At 35.7% G+C, this 22630-nt stretch carries 28 protein-coding genes; all 28 read left to right on the top strand.

All coding sequences use genetic code 11. From position 1 onward, the window contains the following. The first annotated feature begins 109 nt into the window (after positions 1 to 109). Positions 110 to 1033, top strand: a complete 924-nt coding sequence (spoIIIAA, locus tag AC1VAQ_RS00140) for a stage III sporulation protein AA (protein ID WP_302599275.1) — start codon at positions 110 to 112, stop codon at positions 1031 to 1033. Positions 1034 to 1085: 52 nt separating this feature from the next. Further along, positions 1086 to 1601, top strand: coding sequence for a stage III sporulation protein AB (locus AC1VAQ_RS00135; RefSeq protein ID WP_302599274.1), 516 nt, complete (start codon positions 1086 to 1088; stop codon positions 1599 to 1601). Between the two features lie 32 nt (positions 1602 to 1633). Then, entirely contained in the window at positions 1634 to 1831 is a 198-nt protein-coding gene (spoIIIAC, locus tag AC1VAQ_RS00130; protein ID WP_302599273.1) for a stage III sporulation protein AC, read from the top strand. 29 nt (positions 1832 to 1860) lie between these two features. After that, positions 1861 to 2247: a stage III sporulation protein AD gene (gene spoIIIAD, locus AC1VAQ_RS00125; RefSeq protein ID WP_302599272.1), complete on the top strand. Its 387-nt coding sequence runs from the start codon at positions 1861 to 1863 to the stop codon at positions 2245 to 2247. A 38-nt stretch (positions 2248 to 2285) separates the two neighbouring features. Continuing rightward, positions 2286 to 3455, top strand: a complete 1170-nt coding sequence (locus tag AC1VAQ_RS00120; protein ID WP_479903347.1) for a stage III sporulation protein AE — start codon at positions 2286 to 2288, stop codon at positions 3453 to 3455. Between the two features lie 19 nt (positions 3456 to 3474). Then, on the top strand, positions 3475 to 4047 hold the full coding sequence (locus tag AC1VAQ_RS00115) for a stage III sporulation protein AF (RefSeq protein WP_302599270.1): 573 nt from the start codon (positions 3475 to 3477) through the stop codon (positions 4045 to 4047). A gap of 12 nt (positions 4048 to 4059) precedes the next feature. Further along, positions 4060 to 4629, top strand: coding sequence for a stage III sporulation protein AG (locus tag AC1VAQ_RS00110; RefSeq protein WP_302599269.1), 570 nt, complete (start codon positions 4060 to 4062; stop codon positions 4627 to 4629). A gap of 12 nt (positions 4630 to 4641) precedes the next feature. Continuing rightward, on the top strand, positions 4642 to 5439 hold the full coding sequence (locus AC1VAQ_RS00105; protein ID WP_302599268.1) for a SpoIIIAH-like family protein: 798 nt from the start codon (positions 4642 to 4644) through the stop codon (positions 5437 to 5439). Positions 5440 to 5764: 325 nt separating this feature from the next. Continuing rightward, complete coding sequence (locus tag AC1VAQ_RS00100; RefSeq protein WP_302599267.1) at positions 5765 to 6145, top strand: Asp23/Gls24 family envelope stress response protein; 381 nt, start codon at positions 5765 to 5767, stop codon at positions 6143 to 6145. A 22-nt stretch (positions 6146 to 6167) separates the two neighbouring features. Then, positions 6168 to 6584, top strand: a complete 417-nt coding sequence (nusB, locus tag AC1VAQ_RS00095; RefSeq protein ID WP_302599265.1) for a transcription antitermination factor NusB — start codon at positions 6168 to 6170, stop codon at positions 6582 to 6584. Between the two features lie 33 nt (positions 6585 to 6617). Continuing rightward, positions 6618 to 7874, top strand: a complete 1257-nt coding sequence (xseA, locus tag AC1VAQ_RS00090) for an exodeoxyribonuclease VII large subunit (RefSeq protein WP_479903346.1) — start codon at positions 6618 to 6620, stop codon at positions 7872 to 7874. Further along, a complete protein-coding gene (xseB, locus tag AC1VAQ_RS00085; RefSeq protein ID WP_302599262.1) occupies positions 7867 to 8088 on the top strand; it encodes an exodeoxyribonuclease VII small subunit in 222 nt (73 codons plus the stop codon). The genes xseA and xseB overlap by 8 nt, the downstream gene beginning before the upstream one ends. A 2-nt stretch (positions 8089 to 8090) precedes the next feature. Further along, a complete protein-coding gene (locus AC1VAQ_RS00080; RefSeq protein WP_302599261.1) occupies positions 8091 to 8969 on the top strand; it encodes a polyprenyl synthetase family protein in 879 nt (292 codons plus the stop codon). 10 nt (positions 8970 to 8979) lie between these two features. Next, positions 8980 to 9426, top strand: a complete 447-nt coding sequence (locus AC1VAQ_RS00075; protein ID WP_302599260.1) for a divergent PAP2 family protein — start codon at positions 8980 to 8982, stop codon at positions 9424 to 9426. Between the two features lie 714 nt (positions 9427 to 10140). Then, positions 10141 to 10716: a hypothetical protein gene (locus AC1VAQ_RS00070; protein ID WP_302599259.1), complete on the top strand. Its 576-nt coding sequence runs from the start codon at positions 10141 to 10143 to the stop codon at positions 10714 to 10716. Positions 10717 to 10834: 118 nt separating this feature from the next. Next, the gene (gene dxs / locus AC1VAQ_RS00065; RefSeq protein WP_303243890.1) at positions 10835 to 12706 is read left to right on the top strand and encodes a 1-deoxy-D-xylulose-5-phosphate synthase; all 1872 of its coding nucleotides are present in this window, start codon (positions 10835 to 10837) and stop codon (positions 12704 to 12706) included. Between the two features lie 4 nt (positions 12707 to 12710). Continuing rightward, complete coding sequence (locus tag AC1VAQ_RS00060) at positions 12711 to 13601, top strand: TlyA family RNA methyltransferase (protein WP_302600087.1); 891 nt, start codon at positions 12711 to 12713, stop codon at positions 13599 to 13601. 16 nt (positions 13602 to 13617) lie between these two features. Then, on the top strand, positions 13618 to 14478 hold the full coding sequence (locus tag AC1VAQ_RS00055) for an NAD(+)/NADH kinase (protein ID WP_303243889.1): 861 nt from the start codon (positions 13618 to 13620) through the stop codon (positions 14476 to 14478). Between the two features lie 10 nt (positions 14479 to 14488). Next, a complete protein-coding gene (gene argR / locus AC1VAQ_RS00050) occupies positions 14489 to 14941 on the top strand; it encodes an arginine repressor (RefSeq protein ID WP_302600089.1) in 453 nt (150 codons plus the stop codon). A 21-nt stretch (positions 14942 to 14962) separates the two neighbouring features. Beyond that, positions 14963 to 16648: a DNA repair protein RecN gene (gene recN, locus AC1VAQ_RS00045; RefSeq protein WP_303243888.1), complete on the top strand. Its 1686-nt coding sequence runs from the start codon at positions 14963 to 14965 to the stop codon at positions 16646 to 16648. A gap of 158 nt (positions 16649 to 16806) precedes the next feature. Further along, positions 16807 to 18090: a SpoIVB peptidase gene (gene spoIVB, locus AC1VAQ_RS00040; RefSeq protein ID WP_303243887.1), complete on the top strand. Its 1284-nt coding sequence runs from the start codon at positions 16807 to 16809 to the stop codon at positions 18088 to 18090. Between the two features lie 137 nt (positions 18091 to 18227). Then, positions 18228 to 19043: a sporulation transcription factor Spo0A gene (gene spo0A, locus AC1VAQ_RS00035; RefSeq protein WP_334306972.1), complete on the top strand. Its 816-nt coding sequence runs from the start codon at positions 18228 to 18230 to the stop codon at positions 19041 to 19043. Positions 19044 to 19215: 172 nt separating this feature from the next. Next, positions 19216 to 20202: a tyrosine-type recombinase/integrase gene (locus tag AC1VAQ_RS00030; RefSeq protein WP_479903345.1), complete on the top strand. Its 987-nt coding sequence runs from the start codon at positions 19216 to 19218 to the stop codon at positions 20200 to 20202. A gap of 235 nt (positions 20203 to 20437) precedes the next feature. Continuing rightward, a complete protein-coding gene (locus AC1VAQ_RS00025; RefSeq protein ID WP_054744137.1) occupies positions 20438 to 20632 on the top strand; it encodes a helix-turn-helix domain-containing protein in 195 nt (64 codons plus the stop codon). 11 nt (positions 20633 to 20643) lie between these two features. Next, positions 20644 to 20847, top strand: coding sequence for a hypothetical protein (locus tag AC1VAQ_RS00020; RefSeq protein WP_479903344.1), 204 nt, complete (start codon positions 20644 to 20646; stop codon positions 20845 to 20847). Continuing rightward, positions 20840 to 21367, top strand: coding sequence for a host-nuclease inhibitor Gam family protein (locus AC1VAQ_RS00015; protein ID WP_479903343.1), 528 nt, complete (start codon positions 20840 to 20842; stop codon positions 21365 to 21367). The genes AC1VAQ_RS00020 and AC1VAQ_RS00015 overlap by 8 nt, the downstream gene beginning before the upstream one ends. 20 nt (positions 21368 to 21387) lie before the next feature. Then, a complete protein-coding gene (locus tag AC1VAQ_RS00010) occupies positions 21388 to 22026 on the top strand; it encodes an AAA family ATPase (protein ID WP_479903342.1) in 639 nt (212 codons plus the stop codon). 1 nt (position 22027) lies between these two features. After that, positions 22028 to 22552, top strand: coding sequence for an ERCC4 domain-containing protein (locus AC1VAQ_RS00005; RefSeq protein ID WP_479903341.1), 525 nt, complete (start codon positions 22028 to 22030; stop codon positions 22550 to 22552). The last annotated feature ends 78 nt before the right edge of the window (positions 22553 to 22630 follow it).

Below are 22630 nucleotides of genomic sequence, written 5' to 3'. Positions count from 1 at the left end.
ATCTAGTGAACTAGGAGCACGCTAGATTTAAAAATGCTTTTTTTTGTTCTAGCTCGTCCTAGGTTTGCATATATTAGAATATCGCAAGGCTTACAAAGGAGGAGAGGGTATGGAAAGAGAACGATTTATTCAAAAGATGCCGAGCCCTTTAAGAGAAATGCTAGAGCATATTTCACCTGAAGTTTTTAAGACATTACAAGAAATCAGACTGCGTATGAACCAACCTATTATACTGCGTATAAATGGTCAGAAGTATGGTTTGAATGAAAAGGGTGTCACGACAGCATTGCATAAAGGATATAAGGTGAAACGAGAAAATATGGAAAACATCTTGAAGTGTATTAGTGATTTTTCTTTGTATGCTTTAGAAGATGAAATCAAACAGGGCTTTATTACTATTGAGGGGGGGCACCGAATAGGAATCGTTGGAAAAGCAGTACTTGAACATAATGAAATTAAGACGCTGAAATATATTAGTGGCATGAATATACGTATTGCCCATGAAGTGATAGGGTGTGCAAGTAGCGTAATGCCTTATATTGTAGGGAAAAATAGAGTGTATCACACCTTGATTGTTTCCCCACCAGGATGTGGTAAAACGACACTTTTAAGAGACATAATCCGTCAGCTTAGTTATGGTTTCTCGGGATTTGGTCCGTATACAGTGGGTGTAGTAGATGAACGTTCCGAGATTGGTGCGTGTTATCTAGGGACACCGCAAAATGATTTGGGACCTGAAACAGATATTTTAGATAATTGTCCTAAAGTAGAAGGCATGCGTATGTTACTACGTTCTATGGCACCTGATGTGGTGGCAGTTGATGAGATTGGCAAGGGAGAGGATGTGGGGGCGATAGAAGAAATGCTTTGTGCTGGGGTGAGCATCTTATGTACGGTACATGGGAGAGACTTAGATGAGTGTAAAAAGAAGCCCCTTTTAAAGCAACTACTTGAAGAAGGTGCATTTGAAAGAGTTATAATTTTATCTCATCATAAGGGGCCTTGTACCATTGAAGAGATTATTAAAATCTAGAAGTCATAGGTGAGAAAAGATATAAGAAGACACAAAGGAGGAGGTGGAGAAGGTGAAACTTATAGGGATTAGCTTTATTTTACTAGGATGTACCGTAAGCGGTTTTATCATAGATGGATGGGAAAGAAAGCGTATCAAGGAACTTGAAAATTTTATTTATATCTTTGAACTTTTAAAAAGAGACATTGACTATCAGCTGACACCTTTGAGAGAAGCTTGTAAAGCTGTCATACGTTTTGCAAGCCGTGATGTAGGCAAGGTTTTTGGGAACTTTGAAAAACAAATGGCTGAGAAGACTTCCTGGAATATAGAGGAAATGTGGCAAAACGCTATTGAGGAAGAAAAGCAGAATCTTTATTTGAAGGAGGAAGACTACAGTGTTTTAAATGGTTTTGGTAAAGCTTGTGGTTATCTAGATAAAGAGATGCAGGAAAAGAATATTGAGATGGTTATAGCAAGCCTCAAGGCAAGGACATTAGACGCAAAGCAGCATTATGATAAAAATACAAAGCTTAATAAATATCTAGGCTTTTTTATAGGCGCTTGTATTAGTATTTTTTTGATATAGAGTTTAAGAAGTAGGAAAGAGGAGGCATAAAAATGTTTGATATTTATGTGATTTTTAAATTAGCTGGTCTAGGCATTTGTATTACCATTATTAATACGCTCCTTAAGAAAGCAGGGGCAGATGAGGTGATTTTGCCGATTACAGTAGTTGGTGTTGTTATGGCGCTTTATGTAGTAGCACAACATGTGGGACAACTTTTTCAAGTGGTGGAGACGATGTTTACATTTTAAAGATAAAAGCTTATTAAGGGGAGGTTTATATGGAGATTGTAAGATTAGTGAGTTTTGCAGTGGCCACTACGTTACTTATTAAGCTATTTACTAAAACGGATACATATGGCAGTGAATTTTACATTCGTTTAGCGGGTGTTGTTATTTTAATGGTTTTCATTGCGACGCAGCTTAGTAGTGTCCTTCGAATTATTTATGATTTGGCGGCACGTATTAAGATGGATAATTTGTATTTAAATATTGTACTTAAAGTAGTGGGGATAGCATATTTAGCAGAGTTTGGCTATCAACTGTGTAAGGATGCTAATGAGGAGGCTTTAGGAAATGCAGTGCAGTTTGCAGGGAAAGTTATGATTTTTGTGGTCGCCTCACCTGTTATTTTTGCATTAGTAGATATGATTGCCAATCTACTGTAGTGAAAGCAAAAAAAACTAAGTAGAAAGGTAGGATGGGCATGAGACAAAAGAAAATCGTTTGCCTAATTATTGTGATTTTCCTAAGCTTTATATTGTGCATGATTTCCACTAAAGCGGAAGACACAGGGCAACAGGATGTCATTGATTATGGCGTAGGGCTTTTTAATTGGGAACAGATTGAAAATCTGGAGGATCAGCTTCAAACGGCACTTCCGGGAGATAAAGATTTTAGCTTAAAGGATGAAATGACAGCACTTTTAAAAGGTGAAAAAGAGTTAACCGTAGGTGGTGTTTTAAATTTAATAGGTAAAAGTCTTTTTGAAGAAGTTGGGATGTTTGTTCAGATTGGTGCCAGATTTATATTAATTGTTTTACTATGTAATTTATTACAGGTGCTAACGACCTCTTTTAAAACAAAGGCCACAAGTAAAATAGGTTTCTTTGTTTGTTATATGGTCATTATTTTAAGTGTAGTGCAATCTTTTCAAGTGATGGTTAATTTGGCACAAACAACAATTAAACAGTTGTGTGAGGTAATGTATGTATGTTTGCCAACATTATTAGCATTTATGGCAACTACCGGCTATATTAGTTCCACAACAGCTATGGCACCGGTTATTGTAGGGACACTTGATTTAATGAGTAGCATTGTACAATATTTGGTACTACCCTGCATTATTTCAGTAGTAATTCTAGAGGTTGTAAGTACCATGAGCAGCGAATTTAAAATTGATAAGTTTATTAAACTTTTTTATAAAGGGATTAAATGGGTGCTAGTAACGATTGTAGGTGTCAGTATTTCGTTATTAGGTGTTTATCGTATGACGCTTCCTTATGTAGATGTCGCACTTAAGAAATCTACCTTGAAACTTGCTGCAGCTTTTATTCCGGTAGTCGGAAATGCCACCAGTGGTGCATTAGAATTTGTTACAGGTGCATTAGGACTTATTAAAAATACATTTGCTATTGCAGTGATTTTTTGGATTATAGTCATTGTAAGTATTCCACTTATTAAAATACTTGCTTACGTTATTGTTTATCAAGTAGCTGGTGCAGTCATTGAACCTATAGGTGATAAAAAGATGGCTAATATTGCCACGAAGCTTTCTAAAGGCTGTCAGTTCATTATGAGTGCTGTAGGAATTGTAACGGTACTATGTATTGTCGTCTTGGTGATTTGCATGAGTGTAGGCGGCCAAGTAGTTTAGAAGAGAGGTGGCATAAAGTATGGAGCAGATAAGAGGATATATGCAGTTACTTATTTGGATGATGTTATTTGTAATTGTGATTGAAATGGTCTTTCCAGATACGGATCATCGTAAGTACATTAAACTTGTTTTAGGCTGTATTTTAGTTTATACCTTGTTAAAACCGATTATAGCCATTTTGCCATCGGGTGGTGAAAGCTATGAAGCATATATTCAAAGATATGAAAGACAGTTAGGACTTTCAGGTGACAAGGTAACAGGTGATTATAAACAGCAACTTGATAAGCAGCAAGAGAGCTTAAAAGAAATTTATGAGCAAGGCATGAAAAGTGTTTTGGAAGAACAACTACAAATAGAAGTGACAAATGTAGAAGTAACTTGTGATGAAGAGATGGAGATGAAAGATATTTATATTACGGTAGGGGATGGCAAAGCACAATCAGTGATTGAAATTGCCCCCATACATATTGGTAATAAAAGCGATACAGTAGATGGTGATGAAGAAAAATTAAAAAATAAAATAAAAACTTGTCTTAATAACTTCTATAACGTACAAGACTGTAATATATATATTACAGTACAAAAGAATTAAGGAGGGACGCATGTGGGGGTTAAAGGTAAAATTCAAGAAGCAACAAAAGATAGTAAGAAGCAGAAATATTTATTAATTGCTATCGGCGTGGCGGTAGTCGGTATTTTACTAACATTTATGCCACTGCCTGGTAGCAACAATAGCAAAAAGGTAACACCCGTACAAGCAGTAAAAGAGGCAGCAAATGATGATGCAACATATGAACAGCAAATTGAAAAGAGACTTGCTTCTATTTTAACGAAAATGGAGGGGGTTGGACAGGTAAGTGTGATGGTAACAACATATTCCGATGAGGAAAAGGTACTTGCAGAAGATAAAAATGAGAGCAGCCAGCAAACAGATGAAAAGGACCAGGCAGGAGGTACTAGAAGTAGCCAAAATATAAGTAGTAATCATCAGGTTGTGCTTCAAAGTGGCAATACTCCTTATGTAATCAAAGAAAATAAACCAGAGATTAAAGGGGTACTTATATTAGCTGAAGGAGCAGATGATAGCGTCGTAAGAAGTGAAATTACAGAAGCTGTTGCGAGCTTGCTAGATGTTCCAGTACATAAAGTTTCAGTATTAAAAAAACAATGCTAGGGGGAAAAAGGAATGTTTAATGTCAAGAGAAATCAAATCATTATTACGGTTTTGGTGTTTATGATTGCTATTGCAGCCTATCTAAACACACAAGAACCTAGTAGTAATACGCCTATGAATTTAGTGGATAATACTACGTTTAATGCAGAAAATCTACCAGAAGAAGAGGACTTCTTTGAGCCTTATGATGCTGCTAATGGTCAAAGTGAAGAAGCTTTATCTAATGGGGTGGAAGGTGACAAGAATCAAGCAGCAGCAACTGACGAGGTAGCACAAAATGAAACAGACCAGACATTTAATTTAAATGACGATGCGGTACTTCCAGAAGATGAAGAACAAGGTGGCCAAGGTTTTCAAGCACTTATTACAAAGAAAGAACCTGTAACAAGCGAAGTTACTGCAGCTGCTAATACTAATCAAGCCTCAGCTCAAAGTGCAGATACAGATTACTTTGCCGAAGAAAAATTACTTCGTGACCAAAGTCGTGCGTCACAAGTAGAAAAGCTTACACAATATGTAGCAAATGAAAATTTAGACCAAGAAACTAAGGCAAAGGCAGCAGAGAACTTACTTGAGATTCAAGAACGTATTGAAAAAGAAAGCAGCGCTGAAGCACTTCTTCGTGCAAAAGGATTTAAAGAAGTCTATGTACGTATTGATGATGATGGCGTAGATGTCGTCATCAGTAAGAGCGAATTAACAGATTCTGATATTGCACAAATTGAAGAAATCGTTAATCGTAAGACAGGATATAGCGTAGGTAAGATTAAGATTACACCACTTAATTCCACGATTAAGAGTGAGAAATAGATAATAAGCGTAAAAAGTGAAGAAAGCCTAAAAGTACCTAATGAGAATTTACTTTTCATTAGGTACTTTTAATTTATGTGTTATTCATTATTGATTAAAAAGGGAGTTATTTGTAGCAGATGAATGGTTAGTGTTGTGGGTGAAGTTAGGGCATGGAAGATAAGGAAATGTATGGTGAGATGAATATTTATCATAAAATAAGCGATACTTTTAAGTAAGGTTTCCTTTTTTTTCTAAGGGGGAATTAAAATAAAATTGCAACGCTTATCTTTTTTGTATATAATAGGAACATAAGTATGAAGCTATTGCTATAGGAGGTATTAAGATGGACGAACAAAAAATCGTAGGACTAGAGACAACATGTGAGATGGATCAAGTTCAAATTGCGGACGATGTTATTGCAGTAATTGCAGAAATTGCTACTTTAGAAGTTGCAGGTGTAGTAGGTACTGCTCCAAGCAAGGCAGATTTTGTACAAGCTATTAGTGGTAAAAAGAAATCTAAAGGCATCAAAGTAGAAGTTGGTGAAGCTGAAGTTTTCATAGATGTAGCTGTTATTGTAAAATACGGTGTTAAAATTCATAAAGTATGCTTAGAAATTCAAGAAAAAATCAAAAACTCAGTTGAAACAATGACTGGCTTACAAGTTGTATCAGTTAATGTACACGTAGTAGGTGTAAGTTTTGATAAAGGTCAAGAAGAGTAAGAGGAAGTATTAGGAGGAAAAAATGACTAGACGTAGTGCGAGAGAACTTATTATGCAAATGTTATATGAAGGGACATTCCATGAAGAACAAGATTGTGACCGTCTCTATAACGAAAAAATTGAAATGTTAAAAGAAACAGAACATGTTAATAAAGGGCTTCTTCAATTTATTGAAGAGACTTACTATGGCATTTTAGCACATAAAGAAGCAATTGATGCAGCGATTATTGAATCAGCAACAAACTGGAGCATCAGTCGTATTGCTAAGGTAGACCTTAGTATTTTAAGACTTGCAATTTATGAACTTAAATATACAGATGTACCACATAAAGTAGCTGTAAATGAAGCACTTGAAATTGCAAAAGCTTATAGTACAGAAAAATCACCTAAATTCATTAATGGTGTTTTAGGAAGTGTACTTAAGAAAGTAGAAGCTTAAAAGATAGAGGCTTAAGAAAAGTAGAGGCTTAGAATGAAAAGAAAAATTGTATCTGTATGGGAAGTGAATCGTTATGTCAGTCACCTCATAGAAGAAGACTATATGCTTAATGACCTATGGCTTCAAGGTGAGGTTTCAAACTGTAAATATCATCATTCAGGACATGTTTATTTTACAATTAAAGATGAAAGAGCCAGTATTAATGCTGTGATGTTTGAAAGAGATGCTAAAAGGCTCTCTTTTAGACTAGCAGAAGGTATGAAAATATATGCTCGTGTGCGTATTACCATTTATGAAAAGACAGGTGTTTATCAAGCCTATGTACAAGACGTTGAAAAACAAGGTATGGGCGTCTTATATGAAAGATTTGAAGCACTTAAGGTGAAACTTGCCGGTGAAGGTTTATTTGACGAAAAATATAAAAGACAGATACCTGCATTTCCAGGACGTGTAGGTGTTATTACATCCATTACGGGTGCAGCAATTCAGGATATTAGACAAGTTGCTAGTAGACGTTGTGCAAGTATTCCGCTTTATATTTATCCTGTACATGTACAGGGGGAATATGCAGTAGGTGAGATTGTAGAGGCCATAAGACTTGCAAATATAGAAAAAAAAGTAGATGTAATTATACTAGGCAGAGGTGGTGGGTCTATAGAAGACTTATGGGCTTTTAATGAAGAAGCAGTGGCATGGGCAATTTTTGAATCAGAAATTCCTATTGTATCTGCTGTAGGCCATGAGATAGACTTTACCATCTCTGATTTTGTAAGTGATAAAAGAGCAGCGACACCTTCAGCAGCAGCAGAAATTGTTATTCCTTCTAAACAGGAACTAGAGACACGTATAGGGCGTACTATGCAAAATATGCAATATACGGTGAATGCACGTTTAAAGAATGCACGTAGCCAGCTTGAGTACTTAACAAGTAGACCGATTTACGCAAGAAAAGATTTATTTTACAAAAATAAAATGCAAGAAGTAGATCACCTCATGCAAGCGATTAATTATGGTTTTACGAAAAAGGTGCACGAAAGTAGCAAGGCGTATGAAATTGCACTGCAGAAGTTAGAAAAGCTTTCACCTCTAAATACTTTAAAAAGAGGCTATGCACTTGTAGAGGATTCTAAAGGAAATATTGTAAAGTCTGTGAACGATATAAAAGTAGAAGACCAGCTTAAAATTACTGTGGCAGATGGTAGTTTCAGTGCAAGTGTAAGCAGCACATATGATAGGACTAAAGGCAAGAAACCGGCAAAGCGATGCAAGGAGGAAGAAAACAATGGCTAGAAAACCAGCAAAAAACTTTGAAGAAGCACTTTTAGCCTTAGAAGAAAGTGTAAAGCGTCTTGAAAGTGGCGATATCACTTTAGAAGAAAGCATTAAAGAATACAAAAAAGGAATGGACCTTGCAGCTTTTTGCAATGAGATTCTCACAAAGGCAGAGCAAGAAATCTATGTATATGAACAGGGACAATATCACAAAATAGAACAGGGGGATTAGGCTTGGAGAAAGATTATGCATTCTATAAGGCACAAGTTAATGATTACCTAGAAAAGGCTTTACCAATGGGTCCGATGGATGATTTCAGAAGACTATATGAAGCGATGAATTATAGTTTACAAGCAGGGGGCAAGCGTATTAGACCAGTACTCATGCAGCTTGCTTATGAAAGCGTCGGTGGCAACGAAGATATTGGAAAATTTTTATGTGCCATTGAAATGATTCATACGTATTCACTGATTCATGATGATTTACCTGCTATGGATGATGATGATTATCGTAGAGGAAAACTTACAAATCACAAAAAATTTGATGAAGCTACAGCTATTTTAGCGGGTGATGCTTTATTAACCGAGGCATTTAATCTAATGTTGGAGGATGCACTTGTATCCGAAGATATGGCCAAGGTACGTGCAGCGCATGTGTTAAGTCATGCCAGTGGTGCACAAGGTATGGTTGGCGGACAAATATTAGATATGGCAAGTGAGAATAAGACGATTGATTTAGACACATTAGATCGTATCCATCTTAATAAAACAGGTGCACTTTTAGCAGCAGCCACTAAAATGGGTGCAATATTAGGTCATGGCACACCGATGGAAATTGCCGCTTTAGAAGCCTATGGTCAGTATATCGGTAAAGTATTTCAGATTATAGATGATGTTTTAGATGAAACATCAACAATGGAAGAGCTAGGAAAACCAATTCAAAGTGATAGTAAAAATCATAAAACAACGTACCTTACTTTTTATTCTGTAGAAGAATGCTATGAGATTGCAAAGACACTTACTGAAAAGGCAATTAAAGTGCTAGATCATGTTAGTGGAGACACAAAAATATTGAGAGAAATTGCGTTACAGCTTATTACAAGAAGAAATTGAGGGTGGATGAATGAATGGTATTGCAGGATTATTTGCAAATAAAATTCTAGGTGTAGCAATTTTAAGTTGGTTTATTGCCCAACTTTTAAAATTTATTATTACACTGGTACATGAACATGAAATAGACTTTAGAAAGTTTATTTCATCAGGGGGAATGCCAAGTTCACATAGTTCCTTTGTAACAGCACTGGCTATAGGCATAGGACAGGTGAATGGCTATGATAGTAGTTACTTTGCCATTGCAGCAGTATTAAGCTTCATCGTTATGTATGATGCAGCCAATGTAAGGCTTCAAGCTGGAAAACAAGCGGCAATGATTAATCAGATTATAAAAGTATTAGAGGACCCTAATTTAAATGCTGAACAGCGCCTTAAAGAGATTTTAGGTCATACACCACTTCAAGTGGCAGCAGGTTGTATCTTAGGGATTGTCATTGGCCTTTTAGCATTCATGTAAAGCCTAACGTTGAAAAAACGTAGGCTTATTGTTATAATGTTCTAAAAGCGGCTGATGACGCGCTTTTCAAAAAATAAGATGCGGTATTCTAGTCAATCTGAGATGCTTTGAAGACGGGCCTAAAAATCCGTTTTAGGGCATATCGATGAAGTTCCTGGTGTTGGCTTGTAGCGCCCCGCTATGGGCTGATACTGGGGGTTAAGGTTTGAGGGCGATCCATAAGGGCATATGGGCGTTGACCCTTTTACCGTGGAGACCTATGCTTGTGCACATCCTCATAGGGGATGATGTACGACTTAGGATTAAACCTACCATGCGGTGTTAGCTGTGGGTAGTGTAGCCTGCCTTGAGTGAAGAGGGGGGACATCAATTTACAGCTAGTCTTTTCGGCCAAAAAGTCTAGCCTATTGTTGATAGAAACCTGATTCGCAAAAGAGGATAGGAGCATTTCAGATTGTTTTGAGGAAAACTCCTAGACCGTTCTTTAGGGAAATCGTGATTGGATTACAGTGTGGTTATTAAGGCGATCTGGCGTGAGAGATAGGTGCACTTTGCATTTATTTCTTGAGGTAGGTTTAAAGGGAAACCGCTACTTTGGCGACAAAGAAGTACTTACTTGGGAAAACCTGCTAGACTATATGCCACAAAATTTACAATCATTATTATCTTATATTTTGAGAAGTGGGTGATCAGCCGACGTAAAGGAGTACATTTATGCCAAAAAAGATAAAGTTTAAGAAGGTAAAAGTTAAGAAGCAAACAGCAAAATCATTGGGGCTTACGATAGGTGTAACCTTCGTGATTGCTACGCTTTTTAGTTACATTTTTGAAGTTTTATTAAGTGATGTGCCATTACTAATTGCATTCTTGATGCTGATTATGATTATCCTCATTGGGATATTATTTGATGGAATTGGTAATGCGGTTGTTTCGGTGGATGAAGTAAGCTTTCATTCCATGGCCGCTTCAAAGGTGAAGGGGGCAAAGGAGAGTATTATGCTTGTCCGTAATGCACCTATGGTGGCTAATCTGATGAATGATGTAATTGGTGATATTGCTGGTATTATTTCAGGAAGTACAGCCACAGCTATTGTACTCGCTATAGAAGAAGGTTTTGGCATAAAATCAGTTATATTATCTATTGCAATGAGCGGATTTGTAGCAGCCCTTACAGTTGGGGGAAAGGCTTTAGGAAAAAGCTTTGCTATAGAACGCGCCAGGTATATTGTCTATTATGTAGGGCTTATAATTTATCATCTTAAAAAATTATTTAACAGGCACAAAGTATAAAATGACAATCTAATAGGGGTTGTCATTTTTTGTAGACTAGGAAAGTATGTATCCTATAGCGTAGATAATAGTCAATATAAAATAGAGAGAAATATTAAGAAAAGAAAGAGGAATGAATATGCTAGAGTTACTAAAGAAGATTCATAGCCCAAATGATATAAAAAATTTAAATGCAAAGGAACTTGAGCAATTAGCAAAAGAGACAAGAAGCTTTTTGGTGCAATCCTTGTCAAAAACAGGAGGACATTTAGCGTCTAACTTAGGTGTTGTGGAACTCACCCTAGCACTTCATTATGTATTTGATTCACCCAAAGATAAGATGATATGGGATGTGGGCCATCAAGCTTATGTACATAAGCTCCTCACAGGAAGAAGAAAAGAGTTTAAAAACTTGCGACAAATAGGTGGCATGAGTGGTTTTCCTAAACGCCGTGAAAGTGAACATGATGTTTTTGAAACGGGTCATAGCTCTACCTCTATTTCAGCAGCATTAGGGATGGCGAAGGCCAGAGATTTAGCTGGCGAAGATAATGAAGTCATTGCTATTATTGGGGATGGCGCTTTAACAGGTGGAATGGCCTTTGAAGCACTCAATAATGCTGGACGTGGTGGTTCAAATCTAATCGTTATTTTAAATGATAATGAAATGTCTATTTCTAAAAATGTAGGAGGACTAGGCAAATATTTAAATCATTTACGTTCAAGTCAAGATTATTTACGCGTTAAGGCAGATGTAGAAGATGTACTACATAAGGTCCCCGTAGTAGGAGATCATATGGTACAGACACTTAAACGTACTAAAGAAGGCGTAAAAAGCTTTATGATTCAAAATACTTTATTTGAGCAATTAGGCTTTACTTACTTAGGGCCAGTAGATGGGCATAATTTAGAAGAACTCATTCATCTTTTTGAAAATGTGAAATCAATGAAGGGGCCTATCTTAATTCATGTGAAAACCAAAAAAGGCAAAGGCTACCGCATTGCAGAAGAAAAACCAAGTAGTTTTCATGGCGTAGCACCATTTTGCATTGCGACAGGAGAAAGCCTAAAAAAAGGTGGCGCAGGGACTTACTCAGGTGCCTTTGGTGATGCCATGTGTAAGCTTGTAGTAGATAATCCAAAAGTAGTGGGCATTACAGCGGCAATGCCAGAAGGTACGGGACTTTTAGAGTTTTCTAAACGTTATCCAAGACATTTCTTTGATGTAGGGATTGCAGAGCAGCATGCAGTGACTTTTGCAGCAGGAATGGCAAGCAGTGGTTATCATCCGTTTGTGGCCATATATTCTACGTTTTTACAACGTGCTTATGATCAAATTTTACATGACGTATGTCTTCAAAAATTACCTGTTGTTTTAGGTGTTGACCGTGCAGGGATTGTAGGCGAGGATGGGTCGACACATCAAGGTATTTATGATATTGCCTTCCTTAAAAACATGCCATACATGACAATCTTATCACCTAAAATGCCGGAAGAGATGGAATCAGCTATGCGTTATGCCTTAAGTCTTGAGGCACCAGTGGCTATTCGTTATCCTAGAGGTGGCAGTCAGATTGATAAGGCATTTAAAAACTGTGATGAATGGACTTGTTTGAAAACCTTAAAACAAGGCAATACTATGGCTATTCTAAGTAGTGGGCGTAGTATGCAAACTGCCTTAGAGATTAGCAGCTTATTAGAAGATGAAGGCATCCATATGGCAGTTATTGAAGCACCTTGTTTATTCCCATTAGACAAGGCAGGATTAGATGAGGTAGCTCAGCACTACGACTATCTCTTCACTTTAGAAGATGGTATACTAGAAGGCGGATTTGGTGAAAGCATCTTTGCTTATCTTATGATGCAAAGCCACGCGATTAAAGGGAAAGCTTTTGGCTATGAGACTGGTATGATTTCACATGGTGAAGTAAGTGCTGTACTTGTACGCGAAGGCTTAGATGCAAAATCCTTAACAGCAAAAATTTTAGAGCATATTAAAGAAAGCGAGTAAATAGATGAAGGGCAGAGAAGAAGAACAACAAGCATTAGAGAAAGCTCTAGCAGCAGAAACAGTAGAGGTTGTAATTGACCAGAAAATACTAGATAGCAAAGAGCGACTTGATGTGCTTATTTTTGAAAGAGGGCTTTCAGAATCGAGAGAACGCGCGAAAGCATATATTATGGCCGGTGTTGTTTTTGTCAATGGACAAAGAGAAGATAAACCCGGGCTTAAAGTGAAACGTAGTAGTACGATTGAAGTACGTGAAAAGATGAAATATGTAAGTCGTGGTGGTTTGAAATTAGAAAAGGCGATGGCTAATTTTGAGATTACTTTAGAAAATAAAGTATGTATGGATGTAGGTGCATCAACTGGTGGCTTTACAGATTGTATGTTACAAAATGGTGCGATTAAAGTGTATTCTGTGGATGTAGGTTATGGGCAATTTGCTTGGAAACTCAGACAAGATGCTAGAGTTGTCTGCATGGAAAAAACAAATATTCGTTATTTAACAAGAGACCGCTTAGAAGAGGACATTGAATTTGCTTCAATTGACGTTTCATTTATTTCACTGACTAAAGTATTACAGCCAGTTAGTTTGCTCTTAAGCAGTGAGGCAGAAGTTGTCGCACTCATTAAGCCACAATTTGAAGCTGGTAGAGAGCAAGTTGAAAAACATGGCGTTGTTAGAAATCCAAAAGTACATGAACAAGTAATCCATAATGTATGGGATTATGCAAAAACGTTAAACTTTGGTGTATTAGGCTTAGATTTTTCACCTATTAAAGGACCTGAAGGAAATATTGAATATCTTATTCACTTAAGTAAAAAGCAAACAGAAGATTATACAGCAGATAAAGACAAGGTAATTTATGATATTGTAACAGCATCACATCAAAGTCTATAAATAACGGGGGGATATGATGAAGCGTGTAGGCATTATTCCTAATAGGTTTAAGGATAAGGATTTTCGTATTACAGAACAAATTGCAGCTTGGCTTGAAAAAGAAGGTCTAGAAGTATATGCCATGGATGAAGTGGCAAGGGTACTTCAGACAAAGGTTGGCGTTTTAGAAGGCGTGAATCTATACCGTCACTGTGATTGCATTATTGCCATTGGCGGTGATGGGACGATTTTAGGTGTAGCGGAAGATGCGTGTAAGCAAAATGTACCAATCATTGGTGTCAATCTAGGACGCTTAGGTTTTCTAGCAGATATTGAAGTAAGAGAGATGGAAGTGGCACTTAAGAAAATATTAAATGAAGAATATACCATTGATGAGCGTATGATGCTTCGTGCAACGGTAACAGGCCCAGGTGAAGATGTACAAGTATTTCATGCACTTAATGATATTAATGTAACAAGAGGGAATTTTGCACGTATTGTAGACTTCCAAATTAGTGTGAACAAGGAGTTATGTGATATCTATCCAGCAGATGGTATTATTATTTCAACGCCTACAGGTTCTACAGCATATAATTTATCAGCGGGTGGTCCTATTGTACTGCCAGGGGCAAATACTTATGTGATTACACCTATTTGTCCACATACGCTATATTCAAAATCTATTATTGTTTCCAAAGAAGATATAGTAGAGATTAGAACGCTAGAAGATCATGATAAGAGCATGGCACTTAGTATTGATGGTAAGCTGAAAATGTATTTAACACCGCAGCATGTAGTGAAAATAGAAAAATCACCTTATGTAACAAAACTTATTAAATGCTCAGATCGCAAATTTTTTGATATATTACGGGATAAGATGGTAGAAAGAAGGCGATAACATTATGGGAATGAAGGAACAAAGACAGTCTACAATACTTGGACTGATTCAAAAAAAAGATATAGAAACACAAGAAGATTTAGCACAAGCATTAGAAAATGAAGGCTTTAGTGTCACACAAGCCACTGTCTCAAGAGATATTCGTGAACTTAAGCTTACGAAAGTAGCAAGTCGCAGTGGTGGACAAAAATATGTAGCATTAGCTAACTTTGAGCAGCAAGTATCTGAAAAGGTTATTCGTGTTTTCAAAGATGCTTTTGTAAGCATGGATTATGCAGGCAATATTGTTGTTATTCGAACTTTGACAGGTATGGGAAATGCAGTTGCCTCTGCAATTGATGCTTTTAACTTTAGTGAGATTGTAGGCACACTTGCAGGAGATGATACGATTTTCTGTGCAGTAAAGCATTTAGATCATATTGAAGAAGTTATGAATCAATTTAAAGATATTTTAAATTCTTAAATTTAAGGAGGCAATCTAACGGTGTTAACCTATTTAAAAGCTAATAATATTGCCCTTATTGAGGAGGTACAACTCAGCCTTAATCCTAAACTAAATATATTTAGTGGTGAAACAGGTGCTGGTAAATCTATGCTTATTGATTCGATTCAATTTGCTATAGGTAATCGCACCTCTAAGCAAATTATTAGAAAAGGACAAGATTATGCCTTTGTTATTTTAGGATTTAAAGATAAAGTGGGCATGGCACTGAAGTACCTAGAGACTCAGGGTATTCCTTATGAGGATGAGGAGATTGTCATTGAAAGAGGTATTTATCAATCAGGGCGTACGTACTATAAGGTCAATGGCACAACATCTACGCGTCAGGTGGTCAAGGAACTTTCAACATTACTTATAGATGTTCATGGACAACATGAACCTCAATCTTTACTAGATATTGCAACACATATAAGACTTTTAGACAGCTTTGGAGAAAAAGATTTCATAGCAGTAAAAGACGACTATCGAAAGACCTATGAGCGCTGGCAAGAAGTAAAAACTGCTCTGGATAAGATTGGAGATAATGATCGTAAGCGTTTGCAAATGCGTGATATGCTCAGTTTCCAAATAGAAGAGATTAAGGCAGCAAACTTAAAACCCCATGAAGAAGAAGATCTTAAGGAACAATACGAGGTACTTTCTCATGCAGAAAAAATCATGGTACAGTGTCAAAAGTCTTATAATTTATTAGATGGAGAGCGCGAAGCAAGTGCTACTTTGCTTTTAGGACAAGCAATTCATGCACTCCAAGACATTAGTGATATTACAGCTGAAATTAGAAGTTTGTATGATCAATTTTTATCTATCCAAGCAGAACTTCAAGATGCTACTTATCAGATTAGACGCTATACAGATGAAGTAGAATATTCACCTGAATTACTTTTAGAAATTCAAAATCGTTTAGATGTAATTTATCGTCTAAAACAAAAATATGGTAATTCCATTGAAGAAATTTTAGCTTATAAAACAGAATGTGAAAAAGAATTAGAAGAGCTTCTAGATGGTGAGCAAAATAAAGAGCGTTTACTAGAAGAACGTGAAAATCTAGAACATAAATTAGGTGAACTTGCAGCAGTGCTTTCTAAAGGACGTAAAGAAATTGCTGAGAAAATAGAAGTGGCGATTGATGGACATTTACATGATCTTCAAATGCCATATGCTAAATTTGAAGTAGCTATTAATGAACTAGATACCTTCAATATGCATGGGCAAAATGAAGTGGAATTCTTAATTCGTACCAACTTAGGTGATGATTTACACCCACTTTCAAAAATTGCCTCAGGTGGAGAGATTTCAAGGGTAATGCTAGCGATTAAAACAGTGCTTGTAATGGGCGATACGATTAGTACAGTCATCTTTGATGAGATTGATACAGGTATTAGTGGGATTGCTGCACAGAAAGTGGCTGAGAAGCTAGCAATGATTGCAAAAGACCGTCAGGTTTTATGTATTACCCACTTACCACAAATTGCTGCTATGGGCGATACACACTATCTCATTGAGAAGTGTGTAGATGGTGAGCGTACTACAACGCACTTAGAAGAATTAACTGAAGAAAAAATTCATGAAGAGCTCTGTAGACTGATGGGGGGAATTGTTACGCAAAATACCCTTCAAAGCGCGGCAGAAATCAAAACGTTAGCAAATCACTACAAACAAACATGTTAAATAAATATAACACCAAAAAGCTACTCTAGGGAAGGAAATTTCATCCTACCTAGAGTAGCTTTTTATATTTTCAACATATTTTTCTCTAAACTGTATAAATGCCTTGCAAAAAGGTTAACTTAAAAATATGACAGTAGAAAAAAGTAGGATGTGAATACATGAAATCAAGAGGCAAAAAGCTTATCTTTATAAGCATTATAACAATTGTGATCACGCTTATGATTAGTGGTCCTTTTTTAATCTCATATTTTTGTTTGCCTACACAAGTCCGTATCGTTGCAGGAGAAGAACATTTATTTAATTTCTCAATTCCTTTTAGGGCGAGTTTTAAGAGCGATACTACCTTGCAGCTTGAAAACGCAGACCATACACCTATACAGAATGATAATGTCAATTTAAGTAAACCTTTTTATATGCGGGTAGAGGATGAAGGGAGTTTGGATGTAAAGCTTTCATTTTTTGGCCTTATTCCACTCAAGACAGTATCAGTAGAAGCTGTACCTTATGAAGAGGTCATTCCCTGTGGCGAAATTGTAGGTATTCGTGTCAATATGGACGGCATTTTAGTTTTAGGTGTGGGAAGTTTTGAGACCGATGGCAAGAATAGTTCACCTTGTAAGGGAATTATAGAACCTGGTGATATTATTTTAAGCTGTAATGATAAGGCATTAGAAGAAAAAGAGGATTTAAAGAAAGCTGTAGAGGCATCTAAAGGCAAACCTATTAAAGTCACATTAAAGCGTAATGATGAAATAATAGAAGAAACACTTACACCTATGTATTCTCCTTCAGATGATGTTTATAAAATTGGGTTATGGATTAGAGATAGTATACAAGGAATAGGCACCATTACTTATGTAGCACCTAAAACAGGTGAATTTGGGGCATTAGGGCATGGGATTACCGATTCAGAAACAAAAAAATTAATGCCTATTCGAGAAGGAGATATTGTAAATACAAATATCACGCAAATAAAAAAAGGGGCAAAAGGGCAGCCAGGAGAAATAAGTGGTATTATAGATTATGATAAAGATGTTTATGGAGAAGTTTTAGATAATACGCCGCTAGGTATATTTGGGACGTTAAATGACAGTTTTACAGAAGAGCTTAGTTTTTCACCAATGCCTATTGCTTTTCAAGATGAAGTTCATGAGGGAAAAGCAAGTATTTTAGCTGATTTAACCCAAGATGGACCACAGCGTTATGACGTTGAGATTCAAAAGGTTACAAAGTATAGTAGCGCGCCTTCAAAAGGTATGGTAATTAAAATCACAGATGAAAAACTCTTGTCATTAACAAGCGGCATTGTGCAAGGAATGAGTGGTAGTCCTATTATACAAGATGACAAATTAGTCGGTGCTGTGACCCATGTATTTATCCAAGACCCTACGCGAGGATATGGAATTTTTATTGAGAATATGCTTAATAATGATAAAAGATAGAAATATATGTAAAAATAAAATAAATATTACAAATATTGGTATTGATTTTTTTTTATGATAGGGTATAATGAATAGTATAAATGTTATAAAAATTAAAAATATAAGCTAATGGGGGGATATTTTTGTTAGAGTCAAAAATGAAAATACTAATTGCAGATGATAATAAGGACTTTTCTGATATTTTAAAAGAATTTATAAATAGACAGGAAGATATGGAAGTTGTGAATGTAGCAGCTAATGGTGAAGAGGCTTGTACACTTATTGAAGAAGAACAGCCAGATATTGTAATATTGGATGTTATTATGCCTTATTTAGATGGTATTGGGGTATTAGAACGTGTGGCAACAATGACTTTTGAAAAACGACCACTTTTTATTATGCTTTCAGCAGTAGGACAAGACAAGATTACAGAACGTGCACTTTCTTTAGGTGCAGAATATTATATTGTAAAACCATTTGACATGGACACACTTATTAATCGTATTCGTCAGCTAAAAGCTACAGCAGTAAGCAAGGTAACAGCACCTATTACAGCTTCAGTACAAGTTGCAGCAGCAAGTACACAATTATTACCAAAGTCAAAAGGTATGCCAACAGCACATAATTTAGAAACACAAGTTACAAGTGTAATTCATGAAATCGGTGTACCAGCACATATTAAAGGTTATCAATACTTAAGAGATGCGATTATTATGGTTATTAATGATATGGATATCTTAAACTCTATCACGAAACAACTTTATCCTAATATTGCAAAACAATACAACACCACACCAAGCCGCGTAGAACGTGCCATTCGTCACGCAATCGAAGTTGCATGGTCAAGAGGTAAAATGGATACAATCGATATGTTATTTGGTTATACAGTAAATAATGGTAAAGGGAAACCAACAAATAGCGAATTCATCGCACTAATTGCAGATAGACTTCGCCTTGAAATGCAAGTGGGATAAAGTGTTGAGCCACAAGAGGTAGAGCGATTTGCAAATAGATGCACTTTTACGCGTTTATTGCACTAATAGCAGATTTTAGGGTAGTAAACCCGATAAATTTCTTAAGATAAAAGCTATAAATCCTTTTAATTTATTGGTTAGATATGTTACCAATGATTAGGAGGATTTTTGCATGTTTAACGAGTTTTTCTTTCAAATTGAAGACTATTTAGTATACTGTCGAACCAAAGGTTTGTCGGTAAAAACAATTAAATCATACGAACAAACTTTAAGGATGTTTGCAAAGTATTGTGAGGATACACATAAGATTACTGATATTAAAAAGGTTAATGAAAAGATAGTTGTAGAGTATCTTTCATATGTGAAGAATAGAGGCAAATATACAGTAGTTACAGATGAATATACAAAGAATATTAATAAGCCACATAATAGAACGGATTTAGGAAAGAGAGTATCCACGAGTACAGTAAACAATTACTTAAGAAATATAAGAGCATTCTTAACCTATTGTGTAGAATTTCAATTAGTCAAGAAGAATTGTGCAATGAAAATAAAAGAGGCACATAATCCTAGACGAGCAAAAGACTTTATTACAGATACACAATTTAAGATGTTACTTAGAGTCTTTGATCTATCAAAATATGTTGAGTATCGAGATTATATAATAACTAATTTACTAATGGATACAGGAATGCGAATTACTGAATGTCTACTTATAAAGATAGAAGATGCGGACTTAGTAAAGAGGGTTATTTTTTTACCAGCTCAGAACACAAAAGGGAAAAAAGATAGAATGGTGTACTTTTCAAATGAAATGAATGTGCTCCTTAAGAGATGGTTGAAATATAAAGATATTTATACTAATAGTGAGTACCTATTTACAACCCATAAAGGAAATCCATTTACAAATCATATTTACGAAAAGAATTTTAGAAATTACTGCAAAAGAATAGAACTTAAAAATGTATCTCCACATACATTAAGAAATAATTTTGCAAAGAGATTCTTGATGAATGGAGGGAATATATTTACACTAAGTCAAATACTAGGGCATAGCAGCGTAGAGGTAACAGAAAAAGCGTATTTAGATTTAACAGATGAAGATATTAGACAAGGATATCAAAATTTCAGTCCATTAGCTAAAATGAGACATCGCTAAAAACACAGCATATGAAGGGTTAAGCATATAAAATGCTTAGCTCTATTTTTTTACCATTTTTATTCCTTCATAAAGGGTTAAAAAATGGCTTACAAAAGGTTTAAAAACGGCTCATATCAGGTTCAAGAACGGCTCAAAAAAGGCTTTAAAACGGCTCATTCCCAGTACAAATTTAACTTTTATTATGTTCTTGTAGCGAAAGCACAGCACTAAAAAACGAAAGTAGGTAAAAGAAATGTTAAGAAACTTAAGAGCAGAAATGAGTAGATACAATGTACGAGCAAAAGACTTTGCAAGACTTCTAAAAGTAAGAGAAGCAACTATCTCAGGTAAGATGAATGGGAAAAGTCACTTTACTTTAAATGAAGCAATGCAAATTAAAGAGGTTTATTTTCCACACCTCAGCATTGAATACTTATTTGAGATGTAGGAGGAAAGGCTATGGAATTTACAAGCAAACTATTAAATGAACACGCAGAGCTTACAGTAGAGAATGCAATATTGAAGTGGAAGATTGAAAGATATAAAAGCCTTTTTAAAGAAGTTATGGATTATCTTTGTGAGGAAGATGTTTTAGCAGCACAATATGTGATTAAGTGTAAATTACTTGATGATATTGGTTTAAAGGAGAAAGACAATGAGTAGAAAAGCAGTATTAGATATAGATCAAAGAGCATTAGAAGTAAAAGTAGAAATGGATAACTTAGTTGAAGATATTATGGAACTAGATACAAAGATTGCAGAGCTAGAAGCCATGTTTAAAATGCAAGTTGAAAGATTAAAAGATAAGTTTGAGGAAAAGCAATTTTACTTTAAAGCTCAAAAGGAAGAAAAAGAAAGATATTTAAGAGAGCTATTTGAACAAGTACCACAAAGTGAAACAAAGACTCAAAGAAAAGTGCAGCTTATTAATGGAGATGTGGTAGTGAAGAAATCTAAATTAGATTTTGAAAAAGATGCAACTAAGCTCTTAGAGTGGGCACAGAAGAATAATAGAGAAGAGCTTATTAATAAGAAAGAAGTCTTATCTTTTAAATGGGCTGACTTTAAAAAGAATCTTGTTATTGAAGATGAGAATATCATAGACACCCAAACAGGTGAAATGCTTGAGATAGATGGATTAGGTGTGGTTGTAAAATCAGAAGAATTAGAGATTAAGTACTAGAAGTATTAGGAGGAATAGTAATGGCTAAAGCAATATGTATTATAGGTGAATCAGGAGCAGGAAAAACAACGTCTTTAAGAAACTTAAATCCACAGGAGACTTATTTTATAGATGCAGATAAAAAGAAAAGTGCATGGCGTGGATTTAGGCAGCAATATAATAGCGAAAATAAAAATTACATTGCCACAGATGATCCTAATAAAGTCTTAGCACTTATGAAGGGAATCAGTGAAAAAACGGATATGAAATACATTGTAATAGATACCTTAAATGGCATTATGGTAGGCGAAGAAATGAGAAGGTCTAAGGAGAAAGGCTTTGATAAGTGGATGGATTTAGTGACGTATGTCTATAACATTTTAGATATTGTCAGTAGTTTAAGGGATGATTTAACCATTATTTATACAGCTCACAGTGAAACAGAGCATACGGATGATGGGTATACATGGACACGTATGAAAACCACAGGTAAGAAGCTGAATAAATTGGTACCGGAGTCTAAATTTAATGTGGTACTACTGGCTAAATGTAAGAATGGCAGATATATCTTTGAAACACACAGCAATAATTCCACAGCTAAAACACCCTTTGGAGCTTTTGAAGAAGATGAGATTGATAATGACATTGTGCCAGTTTTGAAGGTATTAGAGGAGTACTAGGATGTTTAAGTACACAGATAAAGAAATAAACGAGATTTTAAAGCGTGCTGTTGTGGTAGTGGATACAAGAGAGCAGAAGTGTGAGCACATTATAGGTTATTTTGACAGACATAAAATACCTTATTGTTATGAAAAGGTAGACACAGGAGATTATACACTCAAAGTAGATTTACCACACCTGCACAAGCCCTATTACTTGCAGAACACATGCGCCATAGAACGCAAGGCTAATTTGAATGAGTTAAGTGGTAATTTCACGCAAGGGCGAGAGCGTATCGAGGCAGAGTTTCAGAGGGCAAAAGGGATGATTTATTTACTCATAGAAAATGCGAGTTATGAGGATATTCTTTTGGGTAACTACAATACAGGTTATGACAAAAAACGTTTTATGGCTACCCTTAAAGCCTTTGAGGCAAGGTATAACTTGCATGTTACTTTTATGAAAGATAGCACCTATAGTGGTGACTTTATATATAAAACACTAATTTACAACTTAAGAGAACTATTAAAAAGAGGAGAAATATAAAAATGAAAAAGTGGAATGGATATGAAACAACAGAAATTATGGGAGCTAAAAGAAAGTTACCAGTAGGTGCTTATGTAT

The organism is Cellulosilyticum sp. (assembly GCF_982396655.1).
The sequence above is the reverse complement of the archived record's forward strand: the minus strand, read 5'-3'. Positions and strand labels throughout refer to the sequence as shown.

What these genes read in the sequence shown, in the direction of transcription:
- xseB (WP_302599262.1), top strand. Translation starts at nt 7,867, where the DNA reads ATGGCTAGAAAACCAGCAAAAAACTTTGAAGAAGCACTTTTAGCCTTA.
- AC1VAQ_RS00120 (WP_479903347.1), top strand. Translation starts at nt 2,286, where the DNA reads ATGAGACAAAAGAAAATCGTTTGCCTAATTATTGTGATTTTCCTAAGC.
- AC1VAQ_RS00060 (WP_302600087.1), top strand. Translation starts at nt 12,711, where the DNA reads ATGAAGGGCAGAGAAGAAGAACAACAAGCATTAGAGAAAGCTCTAGCA.
- AC1VAQ_RS00055 (WP_303243889.1), top strand. Translation starts at nt 13,618, where the DNA reads ATGAAGCGTGTAGGCATTATTCCTAATAGGTTTAAGGATAAGGATTTT.
- argR (WP_302600089.1), top strand. Translation starts at nt 14,489, where the DNA reads ATGAAGGAACAAAGACAGTCTACAATACTTGGACTGATTCAAAAAAAA.
- spoIIIAA (WP_302599275.1), top strand. Translation starts at nt 110, where the DNA reads ATGGAAAGAGAACGATTTATTCAAAAGATGCCGAGCCCTTTAAGAGAA.
- xseA (WP_479903346.1), top strand. Translation starts at nt 6,618, where the DNA reads ATGAAAAGAAAAATTGTATCTGTATGGGAAGTGAATCGTTATGTCAGT.
- AC1VAQ_RS00005 (WP_479903341.1), top strand. Translation starts at nt 22,028, where the DNA reads ATGTTTAAGTACACAGATAAAGAAATAAACGAGATTTTAAAGCGTGCT.
- nusB (WP_302599265.1), top strand. Translation starts at nt 6,168, where the DNA reads ATGACTAGACGTAGTGCGAGAGAACTTATTATGCAAATGTTATATGAA.
- AC1VAQ_RS00010 (WP_479903342.1), top strand. Translation starts at nt 21,388, where the DNA reads ATGGCTAAAGCAATATGTATTATAGGTGAATCAGGAGCAGGAAAAACA.
- AC1VAQ_RS00070 (WP_302599259.1), top strand. Translation starts at nt 10,141, where the DNA reads ATGCCAAAAAAGATAAAGTTTAAGAAGGTAAAAGTTAAGAAGCAAACA.
- AC1VAQ_RS00075 (WP_302599260.1), top strand. Translation starts at nt 8,980, where the DNA reads ATGAATGGTATTGCAGGATTATTTGCAAATAAAATTCTAGGTGTAGCA.
- AC1VAQ_RS00015 (WP_479903343.1), top strand. Translation starts at nt 20,840, where the DNA reads ATGAGTAGAAAAGCAGTATTAGATATAGATCAAAGAGCATTAGAAGTA.
- dxs (WP_303243890.1), top strand. Translation starts at nt 10,835, where the DNA reads ATGCTAGAGTTACTAAAGAAGATTCATAGCCCAAATGATATAAAAAAT.
- AC1VAQ_RS00030 (WP_479903345.1), top strand. Translation starts at nt 19,216, where the DNA reads ATGTTTAACGAGTTTTTCTTTCAAATTGAAGACTATTTAGTATACTGT.
- AC1VAQ_RS00025 (WP_054744137.1), top strand. Translation starts at nt 20,438, where the DNA reads ATGTTAAGAAACTTAAGAGCAGAAATGAGTAGATACAATGTACGAGCA.
- AC1VAQ_RS00100 (WP_302599267.1), top strand. Translation starts at nt 5,765, where the DNA reads ATGGACGAACAAAAAATCGTAGGACTAGAGACAACATGTGAGATGGAT.
- AC1VAQ_RS00115 (WP_302599270.1), top strand. Translation starts at nt 3,475, where the DNA reads ATGGAGCAGATAAGAGGATATATGCAGTTACTTATTTGGATGATGTTA.
- spoIIIAC (WP_302599273.1), top strand. Translation starts at nt 1,634, where the DNA reads ATGTTTGATATTTATGTGATTTTTAAATTAGCTGGTCTAGGCATTTGT.
- spoIVB (WP_303243887.1), top strand. Translation starts at nt 16,807, where the DNA reads ATGAAATCAAGAGGCAAAAAGCTTATCTTTATAAGCATTATAACAATT.
- spoIIIAD (WP_302599272.1), top strand. Translation starts at nt 1,861, where the DNA reads ATGGAGATTGTAAGATTAGTGAGTTTTGCAGTGGCCACTACGTTACTT.
- spo0A (WP_334306972.1), top strand. Translation starts at nt 18,228, where the DNA reads ATGAAAATACTAATTGCAGATGATAATAAGGACTTTTCTGATATTTTA.
- AC1VAQ_RS00105 (WP_302599268.1), top strand. Translation starts at nt 4,642, where the DNA reads ATGTTTAATGTCAAGAGAAATCAAATCATTATTACGGTTTTGGTGTTT.
- AC1VAQ_RS00020 (WP_479903344.1), top strand. Translation starts at nt 20,644, where the DNA reads ATGGAATTTACAAGCAAACTATTAAATGAACACGCAGAGCTTACAGTA.